We start from the raw sequence: 19989 nt of genomic DNA on the forward strand, positions 1-19989 counted from the left end.
AACCCCCCCCCCCCCCCCCCCCCCCCCCCCCGGCCCCCCCCCCCCCCCCCCCCCCCCCCCCCCCCCCCCCCCCCCCCCCGCCCCCCCGCCGCCCCCGCCCCCCCCCCCCCCCCCCCCCGACTCGCGCGTTGTGGGGGTGGCTCATGTGACGCGTCGCACGCACTGGGTGACAGAATCGGACACATGGCCGATCGCAGCGCTCCCGACCAGCCCGCCAAGGGAAAGGTCCTCGTCGTCGATGATGATGCCTCGCTGAGCGAGATGCTTGCGATCGTGCTGAGACAAGAGGGGTTCGACTCACAGCTCGTCGCCCGTGGTGACATGGCGCTGCCGGCGTTCCACGACTACAAGCCCGACGTGGTGCTGCTCGACCTGATGCTTCCCGGGATGGATGGCATCGAGGTGTGCAAGCAGATCCGCAAGGAGTCGGGTGTGCCGATCGTCATGCTGACCGCGAAGGGCGACACGGTGGACGTGGTGGTCGGGCTCGAGTCCGGGGCCGACGACTACGTGGTCAAGCCGTTCAAGCCCAAGGAGCTGATCGCCAGGATCCGGGCGCGGGTCCGCCGGCACGGCGACGCCGTGCCCGAGGTGCTGGAGATCGGCGACCTCACCATCGACGTGGCCGGCCACCAGGTCACCCGTGGCGATGAGCAGATCCAGCTCACGCCGCTGGAGTTCGACCTGCTGGAGTGCCTGGCCCGCAAGCCCCACCAGGTCTTCTCGCGCGAGGTGCTGCTGGAGCAGGTGTGGGGCTATCGTCACGCCGCCGACACGCGCCTGGTCAACGTGCACGTCCAGCGACTGCGTTCCAAGGTCGAGCACGACCCGGAGAACCCCGAGATCGTCGTCACCGTCCGTGGTGTCGGATACAAGGCAGGGCCCGTGTGACACTCCAGCAGGTCGTCCGCACGGCAGCCCGCACGACAGCCCGGACGCCCAAGAAGCTCCTGACCACCTGGCGCCGGTCGATCCAGACCCGCGTCGTGGTCTACACCGTGCTCCTCACCGCGGCCGCCGTCAGTCTGGTCGGGCTGATCCTGCTCGAGCAGATCGGCGACGAGCTGGTCCAGGACCGGGTCGCCGCGGCGAAGGCGGAGGCCTCCGAGGAGCTCTCCGCGGCCCGCTCGAGCATCGCGGAGACCTCGGGCGCCAACGGCGGCACTCCGCTGCAGCGCAACGACCTGGGCGACCCGATCATCCAGCGCAGCGTCTCGCGCGGCTACGGCGTCGTCATGGCCGGCCCGGTGACCTCGACCTCCGGCCGGATCAGCGACGACGGTGTCGAGTGGACACCCGGTGTGGACGTACGCAGCGTCCCGCGCTCCCTCGAGGACCGCTTCCAGACGATCCGCGCCGAGCCGGCCTGGACCTACACCCGGATCGCCTACGACGACGAGGAGCGCTCCTCGACCCCCGGCATCGTGATCGGGTCTCAGCTGGAGCTGCACGACGACACGTACAACATCTACTTCCTCTTCCCGATGGACCAGGAGCAGGAGACGCTCGGCGTCATCACCCGCGGGCTGCTCGCTGCCGGTGCGATCCTGATCCTGCTGATCGGCGTCGGCAGCTGGATCGTGACCCGCCACGTCGTCACGCCCATCCGGATCGCCCGCAGGACCGCCGAGCGGCTCGCCGCCGGCCGCCTCGAGGAGCGGATGGTCGTCCACGGCGAGGACGACCTCACCGGCCTGGCGCTCTCGTTCAACCAGATGGCCAGCGGGCTGCAGAACCAGATCCGGCAGCTCGAGCACCTCTCCCGGGTTCAGCGACGGTTCAGCTCCGACGTCTCCCACGAGCTGCGTACGCCGCTCACCACCGTCCGCATGGCCAGCGACGTCCTCTACGAGGCCAGGGACACCTTCGACGCCTCGACGGCCCGGGCGGCGGAGCTGCTGCAGACCGAGCTGGACCGGTTCGAGACGCTCCTGAGCGACCTGCTCGAGATCAGCCGCTTCGACGCCGGTGCGGCCGTGCTCGACCTCTACGACACCGATCTGACCGCGCTGGCCCACGCCGTCGTCGAGGCCTACACGCCGCTCGCCGACAAGCGCGACATCGAGCTGAAGGTCGTCGCCCCGGACCGTCCGTGCATGGCCCAGGTCGACCATCGCCGGGTCGAGCGGATCGTACGCAACCTGGTGGCGAACGCCACCGACCATGCTCTGGTGGGGCAGACCGTCACCATCCGGATCGACAGCGACGAGCACGCGGCCGCGCTGACCGTGCGCGACCACGGAGTCGGGCTGGCCCCGGGGGAGACCGCCCTGGTCTTCAACCGGTTCTGGCGCGCCGACCCCGCCCGGGACCGTTCCAGCGGTGGCACCGGTCTGGGCCTGTCGATCTCGCTCGAGGACGCCCATCTCCACGGGGGCTGGCTGCAGGCCTGGGGCCGCCCTGACCAGGGCGCGCAGTTCCGGCTCACGCTGCCGCGCTATGCCGGCACGGTGCTCAGGCACAGCCCGCTCCCGCTCGTCCCGGCCGACGCGCGCGACACCCTGGAGGCATCGTGAGACCCGTCTTCGCCGTCTTCCTCGCCGCGCTCGCGCTCCTCGTCTCGGCGTGCTCGGGTGTGCCCGACTCCGGCCCCGTCCAGAGCGTCGACCTGGCCGCGCCGGACGCGCAGGAGGAGGTCATCCCCTACAACCCCGGCGCCCCGCGGGCGGGGGCGTCCCCGGGCGAGATCGTCGACGGATTCCTCGACGCGATGAAGGCCACCCCGATGAGCACGGCCTACGCTCGTCGCTACCTCACCAAGGACGCGGCGATGAACTGGGCACCGGCCGGCCGCACCCTGGTCTACGGCGAGCTCGGCAGCCACGTCAGCTCCTCGCCGCGGGTCTCGGTGGAGCTCGAGGACGCCGGCTGGCTCGACGATCGGGGCGTGTGGCGTGGCAAGCTGGCCGCCTCGCAGGCGATCCTCGACTTCGAGCTGACCCGCGCCGAGGGTGAGTGGCGGATCAGCTCGGCTCCCAACGCACTGGTGGTCGAGGAGGACTGGTTCCTGACCCACTTCGCCCGCAGCAACCTCTACTACGTCGAACCGACCGGGCACACCCTGGTGCCGGAGCCGATCTTCGCCCCCAAGGGCACCTCCTACGCCACCACCCTCGTCTCCAGCCTGCTGAGCGGGCCGGGGGAGGAGGCGCAGGGCGTGATCCGCAGCGCGCTCCCGCCCGAGGCCTCCGAGCCCCGCTCGGTGGACGTACGCGACGGGGTGGCCGAGGTCGACCTCGCCGGTGACCTGGACGACCACAGCTCCGAAGATCTCCAGCTCATGGGCGCCCAGCTGGCCTGGACCCTGCGGCAGGATGTCAGCGTGGAGCGCATCCGGCTCACGATCGACGGCGAGCCGGTGGTGCTGCCGGGCTACGGGGAGACGTTCAACGTCGACAGCGGCGGCGGCTACGATCCCAACGGCACCTCCGCCCGGGTCGACCTCTATGCGCTGCGTGGCGGTGCGCTGGTGACCAGCACCGGCGACAACGGCGACCCGTGGGTGCCGGTGCTCGGCGCCTGGGCCAAGTCGCACGGCGTCACCGACGTCGCCGTCGACGCCGACGGCTCGACCGCCGCCGCGATCACCGCCGACCGCACGGGCGTCGTCGTCGGCGAGCTGACCAGCGATGGTGAGCTCAGCAGGGCTCCGGTGAAGGGCACCCGCCTGCTGAGGCCCTCCTGGGACCTCGCCGGCCGGCTCTGGCTGGTCGACAAGGACTCGACCGGTGCCCGGGTCATGTACGTCGACGGAGACCGCCGAGTCCGCGTCGCCGTGCCCGGGGTGACCGGGGAGAACGTGACCCGGTTCCTGGTCTCCCGCGACGGCACCCGGTTCGTGGCGGTGATCGACGGGGTGTCCTCGGACCGGATCGTGGTCAGCCGTCTGCGGTCGAGCTCGAAGGGCGAGATCACGACCGCGACGTCGGCCGTCCTGCTGCCGCACCCGGACTCCGCGACGATGCGGGTCACCGACATCGGCTGGACCTCGCCCACCACCATCGTCGCGGTCCAGCAGATCAGCTCGACCGCGCTCTTCCAGTCGGTCTCGCTCGACGGCGCCCCCAGCAGCGAGCGCTACACCCTCAGCGACCGGGTCACCGGCGTGGTCGGCTCCCCGGTCGCCTCGGCCCGCCTCTATGCCGTCTCCAGCTGGACCCTCCTGGACCCCCTCGACCGGTTCGACCTGGAGCTGCCCTCCGACCTCTCCGACATCACCTACCAGGGCTGACTCTCCACAGCTTTATCCACAGGTACGCGGCCCCTGGTTGCCCCGTCGCACGCACCCTGGTCGACTCGGCCCCATGGAACTTGCGGACGCGTGGCACGACCTCGTCGTCGGCGGCCGCTGCGTCGGCTGCCGGCGACCAGGCAGGCTGCTCTGCCACGACTGCCACGCCGCCCTCCCCGACACGGCCCGGCCGAGCCCGCCAAGCCCGGCGCCTTCGGGCATCGCCCCGGTCTTCGCGGCAGGGCCCTACGACGACACCCTCAAGCAGCTCGTCATCGGCCTGAAGGAACACCAGCTCCTCGGCCTCCGCAGGCCTCTGGCCGGCCTGCTCGCACTCTCCGTCCTCGAGGCGATGGCGGCGACCGGCACCGGCCCGACGGTCCTCGTCCCGGTCCCGTCGCGCCCGGCCTCCGTGCGTGAGCGCGGCCTCGACAGCACCACGGCGATCACACGCAGGGCAGCCGCGATGCTGAGGCGGCACGGGCTGGACGTACGTCATCACCGGCTGCTCCGCACCAGACCGGGCGTCGCGGACCAGGCCGGTCTCGACTCCCGGCAGCGACAGGCCAACCTGGACGGTTCGATCACCTGTCCCGCGTCCGGCATCCGGACACTTGCCAGGAAGATCCCGCGGGCGACGCTCATCGTCTGCGACGACGTGATCACCACCGGCGCGACCGCCCGGGAGGCTCAACGAGCGCTGGAATCGGTCGGTCTCGGCGTGAAAGCGATCGCGACCGTAGCGGCCACCCAGCGTCGGTCTCGCGTTCAAATGTAGGAAACCGTCATGTAATTCTGTTGAAGGGCTTTCGTGGGGCAGATCGGCGAACTACCGTCACTACATGGAGTCCGCCTGGGTCCGTGGTTGCGTCGCAGAGAGGTCCGCGTTGCGGACATCCGAGCGGCAAGCCGATGCCAGTCGCAGGCGAAACGGTCCACGTAACCCTACGCTTCCAGATTTTGGGGCAAGGGGATCACGGTGCGGCTTAGAGATAAGTCCTGCCCTTGCCCTCCCGTCAGATACGGGAACCAGCAAGGAGAAGGTGGAGTGGCACCAAGCTGCTAAGCCTCAGCAGGCGATTGTGGGGTCGAAGACCAGGTCGGCCGGGCGGACTCCGTACCCCGGAGGTCACATGCGCTGACCGTCCGGGATCCCGCCAACCCCGAAACACCGGGAGGTACCGATGGAAGTTGTCGTCACGGCCCGCAACGCCGAGGTCTCAGACCGCTATCGCGCTCACGTAGCCGAGAAGCTCGCGAAGCTCGAGAAGCACGACCACCGCATCATCAGGATCAACGTGGAGGTCGACAACGAGCCCAACCCGCGTCAGCACAAGGGCGCCGTACACGTCGAGCTCACCGCATACTCGAAGGGTCCGGTCATCCGGGCCGAGGCGTGTGCCGAGGACAAGATGGGGGCATTGGACCTGGCTGTCGACAAGATGGCTTCCCAGATGCGCCGCGCCGCCGACCGCCGCAGAGTCCACCGCGGCCGTCGTACGCCGGTGTCCGTCGGGCAGGCACTGGCGGGCATCGAGCCCGACGGCCTGGCCTCGACGACCGAGTCCGAGCAGCTCGAGGAGGAGACCGTCCGGGAGCACCAGGTCGGTCCGATCACGGTGACGGGGGAGGGGCCCTTGGTGGTCCGCGAGAAGACGCACACTGCGGAGCCGATGACGCTCGACCAGGCCCTCTACGAGATGGAGCTGGTCGGACACGACTTCTACCTCTACATCGACAAGGACTCGATGCGGCCGGCGGTCGTCTACCGCCGGAGGGGGTACGACTACGGCGTGATCGCGCTCAACCGGACAGACCTCGTCTGACCGCCGTGACGAGCAACCGCTCGTAAGCACGTCGGCCGGGACTTATCCATCCCTCAGATGGATGAGTCCCGGCCATTTACTTTGTCATCATCAGTTACGTGCCATGATGCATTCGTGTCATCTACATCTGGTGCCGATCGTGAGCCGGTCCGCGTCTTGGTTGTCGACGACCAGGAGCTCTTCCGAAGGGGCCTGGTCGCGCTGCTGGCGAGCGAGCCCGGCATCGAGGTCATCGGTGAGGCGACCAACGGCATCGAGGGCACCGAGCGCGCCGCGGCTTCCGCCCCGGACGTCGTGCTGCTCGACGTACGCATGCCCAAGCAGACCGGCCTGGAGGCCTGCGTCGCCATCAAGGAGGCCGTCCCCTCGGCCAACATCATCATGCTGACCGTCTCCGACGAGGAGGCCGACCTCTACGACGCGGTCAAGGCCGGCGCGATGGGCTACCTCCTCAAGGACTCCTCGATCGACCAGGTCGCCCAGGCGATCCGGGTGGTCGCCGACGGTCAGTCCCTGATCAGCCCCTCCATGGCGGTCAAGCTGATGGAGGAGTTCAAGCAGATGTCCCGGCCGGACCGCTCCTCGGTCCCCGGCCCCAAGCTCACCGACCGCGAGCTCGAGGTCCTCGGCCTGGTCGCCAAGGGCCTCAACAACCGCGAGATCGCCAAACGGCTGTTCATCTCGGAGAACACCGTCAAGAACCACGTACGCAACATCCTGGAGAAGCTCCAGGCCCACTCGCGCATGGAAGCGGTCATGTACGCCGTGCGCCAGAAGCTCCTCAACGTCGACTGACCCGCTAGGCTGCTCCCAGCGTCGCGTGCCGGTGACAGACCGTGTCAGGCATGGAGGCGCCGGACACGAAGGAGATCGACATGATGTTGTCGTCCCCTTCGCCCTCACGTGACTGAGGGCGAGAAGACCAGGTTCATCGCCTGGGCAGATGAGATGCGGCGGGTCCACGACCGGCTGCGCAAGGCACTGCGAGTGACGCAGGAGGCCATCGCCGCGGGAGATCCCGCCGAACCGGCGGCTCGTGACCTGCTGTTGTTCTGTCACGGGTTCTGTGCGGCCCTGACCGGGCATCACGAGGGCGAGGACCGCTCGCTGTTCCCGGCGATCGCCCGAGCCCACCCCGAGCTGCGCGAGACGATCCGCTATCTCGAGCAGGACCACTCCATGATCGGCCATCTCCTCGGTGGTCTCCAGGTCGCTGTCGATCAGGCCGCCACCCCCGAGGACCTCGGGAAGCACCTCGAAGGCATCGCCGCGATCATGGAGTCCCACTTCCGCTACGAGGAGCGCAAGCTGCTCGACGTGCTCGAGTCGCTCGCGCTGGATGCCGATGTCGGAGCGGTGTTCGGCCCGCTGTAGATCGGACCCTGGGAGCGTGAGGCGTGTCTGGTGCGCCTGGCGCTCCCAGGGTGTGGCGGCTGCGGTCAGGCGGCGGCGTCGCGGAGCCTGTCGAGGTCGGCGGCGGTCCGGTCGAGAACTGCCAGATGATCGCCGTTGCGGGGGAGAACGAGAATGAACTCGGTCGCGCCCGCGGTGCGGAAGTCTGCGACGAGACGTGCGAGGTCGTCGGCGTCACCGAGGCGGAGCTGGACGGTGCGGCGGATCGTGCTCGGATCCCGGTCCACCGTGGCGCAGTGCTGGTCGAGGATCGAGCCGAGCCGGGCGTACTCCTCCGGGGTCTCGCCGGTGGCGTTCCAGGCGTCGGCGTACTTCGCGACCATCCTCAGGGTCCGCTTCGGGCCGCTCCCGCCGATCCAGATGGGCGGGTGTGGACGCTGGATCGGCTTGGGCTCTGCGACGGCGTCGGTGAGCTGGTAGTGGGTGCCGGAGACGGTCGTGGTGGGTTCGGTCCACAGCGAACGGATGATCTGCAGCGCCTCCTCCAAGCGGTCGAATCGCTCGCGGAAGGTGCCGAACTCCAGGCCGTACATCGTGTGCTCCGGCTCCGCCCAGCCCGCGCCGATGCCAAACTCCAGTCGGCCGCCGGAGAGGTGGTCGACGGTGGTGGCGAGCTTGGCGAGCATCCCGGGGTGGCGGTAGGTGTTGCCGGTGACCATGCAGCCGATCCGCACCCGCTTGGTCGCGACCGCCATCGCCGCCTGCATCGCCCAGCCGTCGAAGATCGGCACACTCGGGTTGTCGCCCAGGTCGGCGATGTGGTCCATCACCCAGACGTGGTCGAAGCCCGCCTCGTCTGAGGTACGCCACACCCTCAGGTAGTCGTCGATCGGAGCTGCTTGGCTGAGCTTGATCCCGAACCGTGTCGTCATGACGTCGAGCCTAGGTCCCGCTATGACAGAGGGTCCGACCTTGTGAAACATTCACAAGGTCGGACCCTCTGTCATAGCGGCCGCAGGGTTGCAGGCCGGGTCGCCATGGTCACGGCGTGGATATGAACGCCGACCAGCAAGCGGCCCTTCGCACGGAGACCGCTGACCCGGATCAGGTCGGATAACGTCCGGAACCGGCTCTAGAGTCGGACTCGTGCCCCGTTCTCAGACACTCAGCCGCTCCCAGGCCCGCCGGATCGCGCTGGCCGCGCAGGGGTTCGCGGACAAGCCCCACAGTGCGCCCACGATGCGTACGTTCCAGCGGACGCTCGAGCGCACGGGAGTGCTCCAGGTGGACTCGGTCAACGTGCTGCAGCGCGCGCACTACATGCCGCTCTACAGCCGGATGGGGGCGTACGACACGGGGCTGCTGCACCGCGCCAGCAAGGGCCACCGGGACCGGCGGATGGTCGAGTATTGGGCCCATGTGCAGGCGTTCATGCCGGTCGAGCTGTGGCCGCACATGCAGTGGCGGATGGACGACTACCGCGCCACCAAGGGCTCGAAGTGGTGGGGGAGCGTGCCGGACGGGATGAAGGAGAAGGTGCTGGCGCTGGTGGCCGAGCAGGGGGCGCTCACCGCCCGCGAGGCGGCCAAGGCGCTCGACGACGCCGGTCCGCAGACCAAGGACCACTGGGGCTGGAACTGGTCCGACTCGCGCAAGACCCTCGACATCCTCTACATGTTCGGCGAGCTGGCCATCGCCGGCCGCAACGACCAGTTCGAGGTCGCCTACGACCTGCCCGAGCGCGTCATTCCGCGGCAACACCTCGACGCGCCGACGCCGTCGAGACAGGAGGCCCACCTCGAGCTCGTACGCCGCGCCGCCCGGTCCCACGGGGTCGGCACCGCCAAGGACATCGCCGACTACTTCCGGATGCGCGTGGACGACACGACACGCGCGCTGGGCCGGCTCATCGACGCCGGCGAGGTGGAGCCGGTCGCGGTCGAGGGCATCCGCAAGCAGGCGTACCTCTTCTCCGGGGCCCGCCTGCCGAGGCGGATCCCGGCCCGCGCGCTGCTGAGCCCGTTCGACCCGCTGGTCTGGGAGCGGGAGCGCACCGAGGCGCTCTTCGACTTCTTCTACCGGATCGAGATCTACACGCCGGCGCCCAAGCGGATCCACGGCTATTACGTGCTGCCGTTCCTCCTCGGCGAGCACATCGTCGGCCGGGTCGACCTGAAGGCCGACCGGAAGAGCGGAACCCTGCAGGTCAAGGGCGCTTTTGCCGAGCCAGGCGCCCCCGTGGAGACCGCCATCGAGCTGGCCGCCGAGCTCGAGCGGCTCGCCGGCTGGCTCGGCCTGAGCGCCGTCGAGGTCGGTCCCAAGGGCGACCTGGCACCCCTGCTTGCGCCGTTGGTGTGAGTGGGTGACCGGGAGGTGGGTAGAGTGAGCGTGCTATCCGTCTGCCGCTAGTAGGAGCCCGCCACCGTGGCTATTCTCGACAAGATCCTTCGCCTCGGCGAAGGCAAGATCCTTCGCGAGCTCGAGGCCATCTCGAAGGCCGTCAACGCGATCGAGGACGAGTTCGTCGCGATGAGCGATGACGAGCTGCGGGGGATGACCGACGAGTTCAAGCAACGCCTGGAGAACGGCGAGGACCTCGACGACATCATGGCCGAGGCGTTCGCCACGGTCCGCGAGGTCACCAAGCGCGTCCTGGGCCAGCGTCACTACGACGTGCAGATCCAGGGCGGCGCGGCGCTCCACCTCGGCAACATCGCCGAGATGAAGACCGGTGAGGGCAAGACCCAGACCGCGGTGCTCCCGGCCTACCTCAACGCCTTGGCCGGCAAGGGCGTCCATGTCGTCACGGTCAACGACTACCTGGCCAAGTTCCAGGCCGAGATGATGGGCCGCATCTTCGGCTTCCTCGGCCTCACCGTCGGCGTGATCCTGCCGCAGATGACCCCGGCGCAGCGCCGCGAGGCCTACAACTGCGACATCACCTACGGCACCAACAACGAGCTCGGCTTCGACTACCTGCGCGACAACATGGCCTCCTCCATGGCCGACCTGGTCCAGCGCAGCCACTTCTTCGCGATCGTCGACGAGGTCGACTCGATCCTCATCGACGAGGCCCGCACCCCGCTGATCATCTCGGGTCCGACCGAGGACGACGTGAAGTGGTACGACGAGTTCGCCACGATCGCCAAGACGATGACCAAGGACGTCGACTACGAGGTCGACGAGAAGAAGCGCACCATCGCCGTGCTCGAGCGGGGCATCACCGTGGTCGAGGACCACCTCGGCATCGAGAACCTCTACGAGGCGGTCAACACCCCGCTGATCTCGTTCATGAACAACTCGATCAAGGCCAAGGAGCTCTTCCGCCGCGACAAGGAGTACGTCGTCGCCAACGACGAGGTCCTGATCGTCGACGAGCACACCGGCCGCATGCTCGCCGGCCGCCGCTACAACGACGGTCTGCACCAGGCGATCGAGGCCAAGGAGGGTGTGAAGGTCCGCGAGGAGTACCAGACCCTGGCGAGCATCACCCTGCAGAACTACTTCCGCCTCTACGAGAAGCTCTCCGGCATGACCGGTACGGCGATGACCGAGGAGTCGGAGTTCGACAAGATCTACAAGCTCGGCGTGGTCCCGATCCCGACCAACAAGCCGATGATCCGCAAGGACCAGCCCGACCTCGTCTACCGCACCGAGGAGGCGAAGTACGAGGCCGTCGCCGACGACCTGGTCGAGCGCCACAAGAAGGGCCAGCCGGTGCTGGTCGGCACCGTCTCGGTCGAGAAGTCCGAATACCTCGGCAACATCCTCAAGAAGCGCGGCGTCCCGCACACCGTCCTCAACGCGAAGTACCACGCCGACGAGGCCAAGATCGTCGCGCTGGCCGGTCACAAGGGTGCCGTCACGGTCGCCACCAACATGGCCGGCCGAGGCACCGACATCATGCTCGGTGGCTCCGTCGACTTCCTCGCCGACCAGGAGCTGCGCAAGCAGGGCCTGGAGCCCGCGGGCGAGACCGCGGAGGCGTACGAGCAGGCCTGGGCGCCGACCGTCGAGCGGATCAAGGCGCAGGTCAAGGCCGAGCACGAGGAGGTCACCGAGCTGGGTGGTCTCTACGTCCTCGGCACCGAGCGCCACGAGTCCCGCCGCATCGACAACCAGCTCCGTGGTCGTTCCGGCCGTCAGGGTGACCCGGGCGAGTCCCGCTTCTACCTGTCGCTGGAGGACGACCTGATGCGCCTGTTCAAGGGCGAGTGGGTCGACCGCATCCTGACCACCCTGAAGATCCCCGACGACGTGCCGATCGAGGCCAAGTCGGTGACCAAGTCGATCGCCAACGCGCAGACCCAGGTCGAGGGCCAGAACTTCGAGTCCCGCAAGAACGTCCTCAAGTACGACGACGTCATGGACCGCCAGCGCAAGGTGATCTACGCCGAGCGCCGCGAGGTGCTCGAGGGCGCCGACCTCGAGGAGCAGATCCGCACCTTCATCGACGACGTCGTCACCGGCGTCGTCACCGGCGCGACCCAGGAGTACGCCGAGGAGTGGGACCTCGACCAGCTGTGGACCGACCTCAAGCAGATGTGGCCGGTCTCGGTCGAGCCCGAGAAGCTGATCGCGGAGGCCGGCGGCAGCAAGGACGACCTCGACCGCAGCGAGCTGATCGAGATCCTCAAGAAGGACGCCCAGGAGGCGTACGACCGCCGCGAGGACGAGATCGGCGAAGAGGGCATGCGCGAGGTCGAGCGTCAGGTCGTCCTCTCGGTGCTGGACCGCAAGTGGCGCGAGCACCTCTACGAGATGGACTACCTGCGCGAGGGCATCGGGCTGCGGGCGTACTCGCAGCGTGACCCGCTGGTGGAATACCAGCGCGAGGGCTACGACATGTTCACCGCGATGATGGACGGCATCAAGGAGGCCGCGGTCGGCTACCTGTTCAACCTGGAGGTCCAGGTCGAGCAGGCCGAGGCGGAGTTCCACTACCACCCCGACGGCACCCGTCACGCCGGTCCGATGCACGAGGGCGCGCTCGCCGAGCCGCCGGTCGGCGTCGGCCAGGCCGGGGGCCTCCAGGACATCTCCGCGGCTCTGCAGGCCGAGGCGGCGAAGGCGTCGGCCAATGCCCCGCAGATCACCGCGAAGGGCCTGCAGAAGCCCTCCACGCCCAAGCACCTGGCCTTCTCCGGCCCGGACGAGCAGGGTCAGGCCGAGGCACAGGGCAACACCGTCAGCAACGCCGACGACCCTTACGCCAAGGTCGGCCGCAACGAGCTGTGCCCCTGCGGCTCGGGCAAGAAGTTCAAGCAGTGCCACGGCCGCCCCGGCGGCCCGACCGGCCTCACCACCCGCGTCAACGGCTGAGGCCCCTCAGCACAGAACTCGACGGAGCGCTATACGTACCCGGTACGTATAGCGCTCCGTCGGCTCAGGTGTACGGCCCGAAGTTGAGGACCGTGCAGATCCAGCTCTCGCCGCTCTGCTCGAAGCGGAGGGCCATCGCGCGGTAGCCGTGGCCGTACTTGATCGTGGCGGTGGCCTCGACGATGGTGTCGGTGACCACGTGAAGGTGCCATCGATAGACGCGGGGACGGACCGGCTGGTGACGGCCCATGCCTGGCTCGTACGCCCCGCTACGGGCGGTGAGCGCAGCGCGGTAACGCAGGTCGGCGACGACCTCCTTGGTCGTCCAGCGGATCAGTTGGCTCGCTGGACGGTCTCCACCGACGACCTCGGCGATCTTCTGGGCGAACTGTGGGATCCATGCGTTCAGATGGCCACGAGCCGGGACGATCGGGATCGGCTCGGCCAGCAGCGCGTCGTCCGCTCCGCCCCTGTCCGGCTGCGGCGGGTCGAGGCGTGGCTGTAGGTCGAAGGCGAGCGTGCCCTGGACATCGGCCAGGGGTACTTCGGCAGGACGTGGTGGATCCGGCTCTGCTGCTGGATCGGGGTCCCGAGATGGTAGAGCGCTCATGGGCGCAAACTCCTTTCTACGCAGGCAACCTTCTCTTACCCGTTATTCGTGGTTCTAAACCGACGGGTAACAGAAGGTTCTGCTGCGACGAAGGAGACTGGAGGGACGGGCTACGTTGCCTGGTCGTCGTAGGGCGGCTTCTCGCCGGCCAGAAGAGGCCGGGGCGCCTTGGCGCGCGCCTCTTCCTCCTCGATGTCGGCGAGGGCTTCCTGGATCTGTCTGCTGACGATGCGACGCGGGTCGAGGTCGCGCAGCTCCAGGTCCTGGTAGGCGGGCCCGAGCTCTCCGCGCAGGTCGTCTCGCGCGTTGTTGGCCAGGTTGCGCACCTGGTGGAGGAGGCGGGCGACCTGCCGTGCCATGTCGGGGATCTTGTCCGGCCCGAAGACCAGGATGGCGATCACGACGATGACGGCAAGCTCCGCGAAGCCGATGCCGAACACGGAGGTGAACCTACAGGCTCAGAGCTTGGAGGTGGGAGTGAGGCCCAGTTGCATGCCCGCGAGCCCACGGCCGCGGCCCGAGATCGTACGCGCCACCTCGGCCAGCACCTTGGCCGACTCCGCGGTCGGGTCGGACTCGACGATCGGCTTCCCGGCGTCGCCGGCCTCGCGCAGGGTCTGCTCCAGCGGGATCTGGCCGAGCAGCGGGACCTTCGAGCCGAAGCGCTGGGAGAGGGTCTCGGCGACCCGCTGGCCGCCGCCGGAGCCGAAGACCTCCATCTTGGAGCCGTCGGGCAGCACGAGCCAGGACATGTTCTCCACGACGCCGACGACGCGCTGGTGCATCATCTCGGCCATCGTGCCGGCCCGCTCGGCCACCTCGGCGGCGGCCTCCTGCGGGGTGGTGACCACGACGATCTCGGCGTTGGGCAGGTGCTGGCCCAGCGAGATCGCCACGTCGCCGGTGCCCGGGGGCAGGTCGAGCAGCAGCGCGTCGAGGTCGCCCCAGTAGACGTCGGAGAGCATCTGGACCAGGGCCCGGTCGAGCATCGGCCCGCGCCAGGCGACGACCTGGTCACGGCGCGGCTTGAGCATCCCGATCGAGATCACCGAGACGCCCGAGGCGGTCGGGACCGGCATGATCAGGTCGTCGACCTGGGTCGGCCGGGAGTCGGCCACGCCCAGCATCGCGGGCACGCTGTGGCCGTAGATGTCGGCATCCACGATGCCGACCTTGAGGCCCTGCGCGGCCAGCGCGACGGCCAGGTTGACGGTGACCGACGACTTGCCGACACCGCCCTTGCCCGAGGCGATCGCGAAGACCTTGGTCAGCGAGCCCGGCTGGGCGAAGGGGATCTCCCGCTGCGCCTGGCCACCGGTGAGCCCGTTGCGCATCTCTGTGCGCTGCTCGTTGGTCATCACGCCCAGCTCGAGGTCGACGCCGGTGACACCGTCGACCTTCTCCAGGGCCGCGGTGGTGTCGCGGTTGATGGTGTCCTTGAGCGGGCAGCCGGCGACGGTCAGCAGCACCTTGACGCTGACCACACCTGCGTCGTCGATCGATACGGAGTCGACCATCCCCAGTTCGGTGATGGGTCGTTTGATCTCCGGGTCCTGAACGGTCGCCAGGGCTGCGTTGACACGGTCGAGAAGCGGGCTACTCACGGTATGCAAGCCTACGTCGTGCGTGGGGACTCTCCCGCATCGCCCGAGGGCTGGTCGATCGGACCTCGGTGACGGTCGCGCTCATCCAGCTCCTCGAGGAGCAGCCGGAGCTCGGAGCGGAGGTAGTCACGGGTGGCGACCTCGCCGAGGGCCATCCGCAGCGACGCGGTCTCGCGGGCGAGGAACTCCATGTCGGCCTTGGACTGGGAGGCGATCCGGCGGTCCTGCTCGGCGAGCGCGCGGTCGCGGTCCTCCTGGCGGTTCTGGGCGAGCAGGATGAGCGGGGCGGCGTACGAGGCCTGCAGGCTCAGCGCGAGGGTCAGGAAGATGAACGGGAACTGGTCGAAGCGCCACTCGCTGGGCGCGAGGGTGTTCCAGGCGACCCAGATCAGCACGACCATCGTCATCCAGCCGATGAACCGCGCCGTGCCCATGTAGCGGGCGAACGCCTCGGCGAAGGAGCCGAAGTCGGCGCGGAAGGCGGGCCGCTTGACGAGAGGGCGGCGCAGCTCGCGCGGGGTGTCGAGGCGGCCGCGGGCGGCGCGTGCGTCAGCCACGGCGCACCATCTCGGGGGTGATCACCTTGTTCGGGCGGGTGTCGGGTCGCGTGTCGGGACGAGGCTCGGTCGCCGACTCCTGGCGGGCGAGGTTCTCGCGCCAGTTCTCCGGGAGCAGATGGTCGAGCAGGTCGTCGACCGTGACCGCGCCGGCCAGATGGCCGTTCTCGTCGACGACGGGAGCGGCGACCAGGTTGTACGTCGCCAGGTGGGCCGCGACCTGCTCGGTGCTGTCCTCGGGGCGCAGCGGCTCCAGGGACTCGTCGAGCGCGCCCGCGACCAGTGTCGAGGGAGGCTCGCGCAGCAGTCGTTGGATGTGGGCGATGCCGAGGAACTTGCCGGTCGGCGTCTCCAGCGGCGGACGGCAGACGTAGACGACGGATGCCTCGGCCGGGGTGAGGTCGGGGTTGCGTACGAGTGCGAGGGCGTCGGCGATGGTCGCGTCCGGGCCGACGATGACCGGCTCGGGGGTCATCATCGAGCCGGCGGTGTCCTCCTCGTAGGACATCAGCCGCAGGACGTCCTTGGCGTCCTCGGGCTGCATCAGCTCGAGCAGCAGGGTCGCGGTCTCCTCCGGCAGCTCGGCGATGAGGTCGGCGGCGTCATCGGGTGACATCTCCTCGAGCACGTCGGCGGCACGCTCGGAGTCCAGGGCCCGCACGATGGCGACCTGGTCGTCCTCGGGGAGCTCCTCGAGCACCTCGGCGAGCCGTTCGTCGTCGAGGGCGGCGATCACCTGCCGCTGACGCTCGGGAGGCAGTTCGTGGATCATCGTCGCGGCATCGGCCGGGCGCATCTCCTGGATCGCCTGGACCAGGTGGGTCGCGGCCTGGGTGGGGGAGCGGCGGGCCAGGCCCTCGACGTCGTCCCACTCGACCACATGGGTCTGGCCGCGGCGGCGCAGGCCCTTGGAGGGCTCCTGCACGGCCACCCGGGAGAGCAGCCAGTCGCGGTTGCGGGCCTGCTCCATGCCGACGTCGTACACCGTCCCGGACACACCGGTGCTGCGGATCGTGACCTGCCGGTCGAACATCTGGCCGATGACCAGGGTCTCGGTCGACCGCTGCTGGAAGCGGCGCATGTTGAGCAGGCCGGTCGTGTAGATCTGCCCGGAGTCGATGCTGGTCACCCGGGTCATCGGCACGAAGATGCGCCGGCGCCCGAAGACCTCGACGACCAGGCCCAGCACGCGCGGCTGCCGCGCGTCGGATCTGACCGTGACCACGAGATCTCGCACCTTGCCGACCTGCTCACCGAGCGGGTCGAAGATCGGAAGGCCGACCAGGCGTGCCGCGTAGACGCGGTTGGGCGAGGTGCTCACGGACCAACGTTATGACATGGACCCCAGCAGATCGCTTCGGCGCTCACGCGGTGGCACGGAACCGGGATTCGATGGTCTATCCGAACTCCCTCCGGAATGGAGCCGCAGATCTGGCTGATACCTGTGTTACAAAAGGTATCTATGTGACCAGAGTGATCGGTCGCGACTGCTGCGAGGGGAGCCGAAGAGATGCGTACACGACCTCATGTCCCGTCTCACGGGGGTCGGGTGGTCAAGACCCTGCTCTCCGCGGGGCTCGTCATCGGGCTCTTCGGCGGCGCGCTCGTCGCCGTGCGCGACTCGTCCGCTCCGTCCGCGACGGACCTGGAGACCGTCGCCTACTCGCCGCCGCGCTACCGGATGGTCCAGGCCAACATCAGGGCCAGCATGGGCACGGCGAGGTTCAAGAAGGACGTACGCGAGGTCGTCGACACGGCGCCGGACTTCATCACCTACAACGAGGTGAACGGCCGCCGGAGCGCCAGTCTCGAGCCGGGGCGCTACCGCGTGTGGCGCAAGGGCGGCGACCCGTACAGGTCGGCGACGGCGGTGGCGTGGGACAACGACAAGTGGGCAGCGACCTCGAAGGGCATCCACCAGATCAGCAACAAGCGCGGCAAGTCGCCCGACCAGCGGCTGCACTGGGGCATCAGGTACGCCAACTGGGTCACCCTCGAGAACCGTGCGACCGGCCGGAACGTCTCGGTGGTCGCGGTGCACTTCGCGCCCAAGTCCAAGTACTACGGCGACCTGGTCCGTCCCTCCGCCCGTGCGCTGAACGTGCTCGTCAAGGCGCTGGCCAGGCGTGGCCCGGTGATGGTCGGAGGCGACCTGAACGTGCAGTACGGAGGCTCGCGCTACCCGAGTGACATCTTCGCCGCGCAGCACCTGACCCCCAGCTATGACGTCACCCAGCAAGCCCCGGTCACGCACGGCCGGGCCTCGACCATCGACTACGTGCTGGCTCGCGGGATCGCGCGGTTCGCCACGGGCAACCAGCGTGCCTTCGGGCTCGAGTCCGACCACCACGCGGTCCGCGTCGACTTCTCGCCGCTCCCGGTCACCTCCACCGACGGCTCCTCCCGGGTCAGGTTCGGGCCGGGTGTCGTGGTCACCGACCCGGGACTCAGCGCCACCGACGAGCAGAGCGTGCTGCGTACGGTCCTGAAGTCGATCAACAGCACCAAGCGCGGTCAGGTCGTCCACCTGGCCACCCGCGCGCTGAGCAACGGCAAGGTGCTCCGGGCGCTGAAGCGGGCCAAGTCGCGTGGCGCGCGGGTCCAGGTCGTGACCGCGGAGCGGACCACCACCGACGAGATGCGCTCGCTGCAGCGGGTCCTCGGCAAGGACGTGGACAAGGAGAGCTGGGCCGTGCGGCAACCGGACGGATACGACCGCGCCGGACTGCGAGCGACCGTGCTGTTGATCAGCAGGACCGGTGCCACCCCGGCGTTCGCGTTCAGCTCGAGCACCCAGATGTCCACCTCGGCCGGCAGCGGGAAGCGGTCGGGCTACGTGAGCGTCACCAAGGCGTCGTACGACAAGCTCTTCAGGCCCTTCTTCTCGGCAGTCGGACGGCGGGTCTGAGCGTCGTAGGATCGCGATGTGGCGGGAGTCACCTGTCCCTGATGGTTACTGATTGGTAACCTGCCGCAGTGACGTCGTGGTGGTCTCAACAGCCCACCGAGATTAGGAGTTGAGCATGGGTCGCCTTGCCGAGACCGAGGGTCTCACCGACATTCAGGAAGAGATCCTGAAGACCGTCCGTCAGTTCGTGGACGAGAAGGTCATCCCGGTGGCCCAGGAGCTGGAGCACGCCGATGAGTACCCGACCGAGATCGTGGAGGGTCTCAAGGAGCTGGGCATCTTCGGTCTGATGATCCCGGAGGAGTACGGCGGTCTGGGCGAGTCGCTGCTGACGTACGCGCTGTGCGTCGAGGAGATCGCGCGCGGGTGGATGAGTGTGAGCGGTGTCATCAACACCCACTTCATCGTGGCCTACATGCTGATGCAGCACGGCACCGAGGAGCAGAAGCAGAACTACCTGCCGCGGATGGCGACCGGCGAGGTACGCGGCGCGTTCTCGATGTCCGAGCCCGGTCTCGGCTCGGATGTGAGCGCGGTGTCGACCAAGGCGACCAAGCAGGCCGACGGTTCGTACGAGATCACCGGTCAGAAGATGTGGCTGACCAACGGTGGCTCCTCCACGCTGGTCGCGGTGCTGACCAAGACCGACGAGGGCGCCGAGAGCGTCTACAAGAACATGACCACCTTCTTGGTGGAGAAGACCCCGGGCTTCGGCGAGACCGCTCAGGGCGTCACGGTGCCCGGCAAGATCGACAAGATGGGCTACAAGGGCATCGACACGACCGAGATGATCTTCGAGGGTCACAAGATCTCGGCCGACCAGATCCTCGGTGGCACCCCGGGCAAGGGCTTCTTCCAGATGATGGACGGTGTCGAGGTCGGCCGGGTCAACGTCGCCGCCCGCGCCTGTGGTCTGGCGATCCGTGGCTTCGAGCTCGGTATCGCCTACTCCCAGCAGCGTCAGACCTTCGGCAAGAAGATCGCCGAGCACCAGGCGATCCTGTTCCGTCTCGCGGAGATGGGCACCAAGGTCGAGGTCTCCCACAACATGATGGTTCGTGCTGCGCGCCTGAAGGACACCGGCAAGCGGATGGACGTGGAGGCCGGGATGGCCAAGATGGTCGCCTCGGAGTACGCCAACGAGGTCGTCGAGGACTCCTTCCGGATCCACGGTGGCTACGGCTACTCCAAGGAGTACGAGATCGAGCGGATCATGCGCGAGGTCAAGTTCATGCTCATCGGTGAGGGCACCAGCGACATCCAGAAGATGATCATCGGGCGTTCGCTGCTCAAGGACTACAAGTCCTGAGCCTGTGACCCTGCGAGGGACGAGCAGGGTCACACCGCGAAGGGATCGAGCGAGCGCGCGGCTGAGCTTGCGAAGCCGCGACTGCGGGTCGAGATCCACGCCTTCGAGTTCGAGGTCGCCGCGACCACGCAGCGAATCTGTAGAAGTGGGGGGGGGGGGGGGGGGGGGGGGGGGGGCGCGGCCGGGCGCGGGGGGGGGGGGGCCCCCCCGCCCGGGGGGGGGGGGGGGGGGGGGGGGGGGGGGTGTGTGGGGGGGGAGGGAGGGAGGGG

At 68.6% G+C, this 19989-nt stretch carries 17 protein-coding genes; 11 read left to right on the forward strand and 6 right to left on the reverse strand.

Going from position 1 to position 19989, the window contains the following annotated elements:
* Positions 1–183 precede the first annotated feature (183 nt).
* From mtrA to ACIRON_RS17355, 7 genes are all read left to right on the forward strand, one after another.
* Complete coding sequence (gene mtrA / locus ACIRON_RS17325) at positions 184–891, forward strand: MtrAB system response regulator MtrA (protein WP_091052660.1); 708 nt, start codon at positions 184–186, stop codon at positions 889–891.
* Positions 888–2516: an MtrAB system histidine kinase MtrB gene (gene mtrB, locus ACIRON_RS17330; RefSeq protein ID WP_402993724.1), complete on the forward strand. Its 1629-nt coding sequence runs from the start codon at positions 888–890 to the stop codon at positions 2514–2516. The genes mtrA and mtrB overlap by 4 nt, the downstream gene beginning before the upstream one ends.
* Positions 2513–4231 (forward strand): LpqB family beta-propeller domain-containing protein, encoded by a 1719-nt coding sequence (locus ACIRON_RS17335; RefSeq protein ID WP_402993726.1) that lies wholly within the window; start codon positions 2513–2515, stop codon positions 4229–4231. The genes mtrB and ACIRON_RS17335 overlap by 4 nt, the downstream gene beginning before the upstream one ends.
* A gap of 73 nt (positions 4232–4304) precedes the next feature.
* The gene (locus ACIRON_RS17340) at positions 4305–5009 is read left to right on the forward strand and encodes a ComF family protein (RefSeq protein ID WP_402993728.1); all 705 of its coding nucleotides are present in this window, start codon (positions 4305–4307) and stop codon (positions 5007–5009) included.
* 406 nt (positions 5010–5415) lie between these two features.
* Positions 5416–6057, forward strand: coding sequence for a ribosome hibernation-promoting factor, HPF/YfiA family (hpf, locus tag ACIRON_RS17345; RefSeq protein WP_402993730.1), 642 nt, complete (start codon positions 5416–5418; stop codon positions 6055–6057).
* 114 nt (positions 6058–6171) lie between these two features.
* Entirely contained in the window at positions 6172–6852 is a 681-nt protein-coding gene (locus ACIRON_RS17350) for a response regulator transcription factor (protein ID WP_176884338.1), read from the forward strand.
* Between the two features lie 108 nt (positions 6853–6960).
* Positions 6961–7431 (forward strand): hemerythrin domain-containing protein, encoded by a 471-nt coding sequence (locus ACIRON_RS17355; protein ID WP_402993733.1) that lies wholly within the window; start codon positions 6961–6963, stop codon positions 7429–7431.
* Between the two features lie 65 nt (positions 7432–7496).
* Here ACIRON_RS17355 and ACIRON_RS17360 read toward each other — a convergent pair whose 3' ends face one another.
* On the reverse strand, positions 7497–8342 hold the full coding sequence (locus tag ACIRON_RS17360) for an LLM class F420-dependent oxidoreductase (RefSeq protein ID WP_402993735.1): 846 nt from the start codon (positions 8340–8342) through the stop codon (positions 7497–7499).
* 214 nt (positions 8343–8556) lie between these two features.
* On the opposite strand from ACIRON_RS17360, the gene ACIRON_RS17365 reads away from it, so the two are divergent.
* Positions 8557–9768 carry a winged helix-turn-helix domain-containing protein gene (locus tag ACIRON_RS17365; protein ID WP_402993737.1) on the forward strand — a complete coding sequence of 404 codons (1212 nt, stop codon included), beginning with the start codon at positions 8557–8559 and terminating at the stop codon, positions 9766–9768.
* 66 nt (positions 9769–9834) lie between these two features.
* The gene (gene secA / locus ACIRON_RS17370; RefSeq protein ID WP_402993739.1) at positions 9835–12732 is read left to right on the forward strand and encodes a preprotein translocase subunit SecA; all 2898 of its coding nucleotides are present in this window, start codon (positions 9835–9837) and stop codon (positions 12730–12732) included.
* A gap of 64 nt (positions 12733–12796) precedes the next feature.
* Here secA and ACIRON_RS17375 read toward each other — a convergent pair whose 3' ends face one another.
* From ACIRON_RS17375 to ACIRON_RS17395, 5 genes are all read right to left on the reverse strand, one after another.
* Positions 12797–13342, reverse strand: coding sequence for an Rv3235 family protein (locus tag ACIRON_RS17375; protein ID WP_091052645.1), 546 nt, complete (start codon positions 13340–13342; stop codon positions 12797–12799).
* Positions 13343–13452: 110 nt separating this feature from the next.
* Positions 13453–13782 carry a sec-independent translocase gene (locus ACIRON_RS17380; RefSeq protein ID WP_091052643.1) on the reverse strand — a complete coding sequence of 110 codons (330 nt, stop codon included), beginning with the start codon at positions 13780–13782 and terminating at the stop codon, positions 13453–13455.
* An 18-nt stretch (positions 13783–13800) separates the two neighbouring features.
* Positions 13801–14946: an Mrp/NBP35 family ATP-binding protein gene (locus tag ACIRON_RS17385; RefSeq protein WP_402993742.1), complete on the reverse strand. Its 1146-nt coding sequence runs from the start codon at positions 14944–14946 to the stop codon at positions 13801–13803.
* Between the two features lie 11 nt (positions 14947–14957).
* Positions 14958–15503 (reverse strand): DUF1003 domain-containing protein, encoded by a 546-nt coding sequence (locus ACIRON_RS17390; protein WP_402993744.1) that lies wholly within the window; start codon positions 15501–15503, stop codon positions 14958–14960.
* Entirely contained in the window at positions 15496–16824 is a 1329-nt protein-coding gene (locus ACIRON_RS17395) for a magnesium transporter MgtE N-terminal domain-containing protein (RefSeq protein WP_091052639.1), read from the reverse strand. Before ACIRON_RS17395 ends, ACIRON_RS17390 begins: the two co-directional genes overlap by 8 nt.
* A 228-nt stretch (positions 16825–17052) precedes the next feature.
* Here ACIRON_RS17395 and ACIRON_RS17400 point away from each other — a divergent pair, with 228 nt between their 5' ends.
* Positions 17053–18411, forward strand: coding sequence for an endonuclease/exonuclease/phosphatase family protein (locus ACIRON_RS17400; RefSeq protein ID WP_402993746.1), 1359 nt, complete (start codon positions 17053–17055; stop codon positions 18409–18411).
* A gap of 115 nt (positions 18412–18526) precedes the next feature.
* Positions 18527–19720 carry an acyl-CoA dehydrogenase family protein gene (locus ACIRON_RS17405; protein WP_402993748.1) on the forward strand — a complete coding sequence of 398 codons (1194 nt, stop codon included), beginning with the start codon at positions 18527–18529 and terminating at the stop codon, positions 19718–19720.
* The last annotated feature ends 269 nt before the right edge of the window (positions 19721–19989 follow it).

Source organism: Nocardioides sp. NPDC101246 (assembly GCF_044767415.1).
Classification (GTDB): domain Bacteria; phylum Actinomycetota; class Actinomycetes; order Propionibacteriales; family Nocardioidaceae; genus Nocardioides.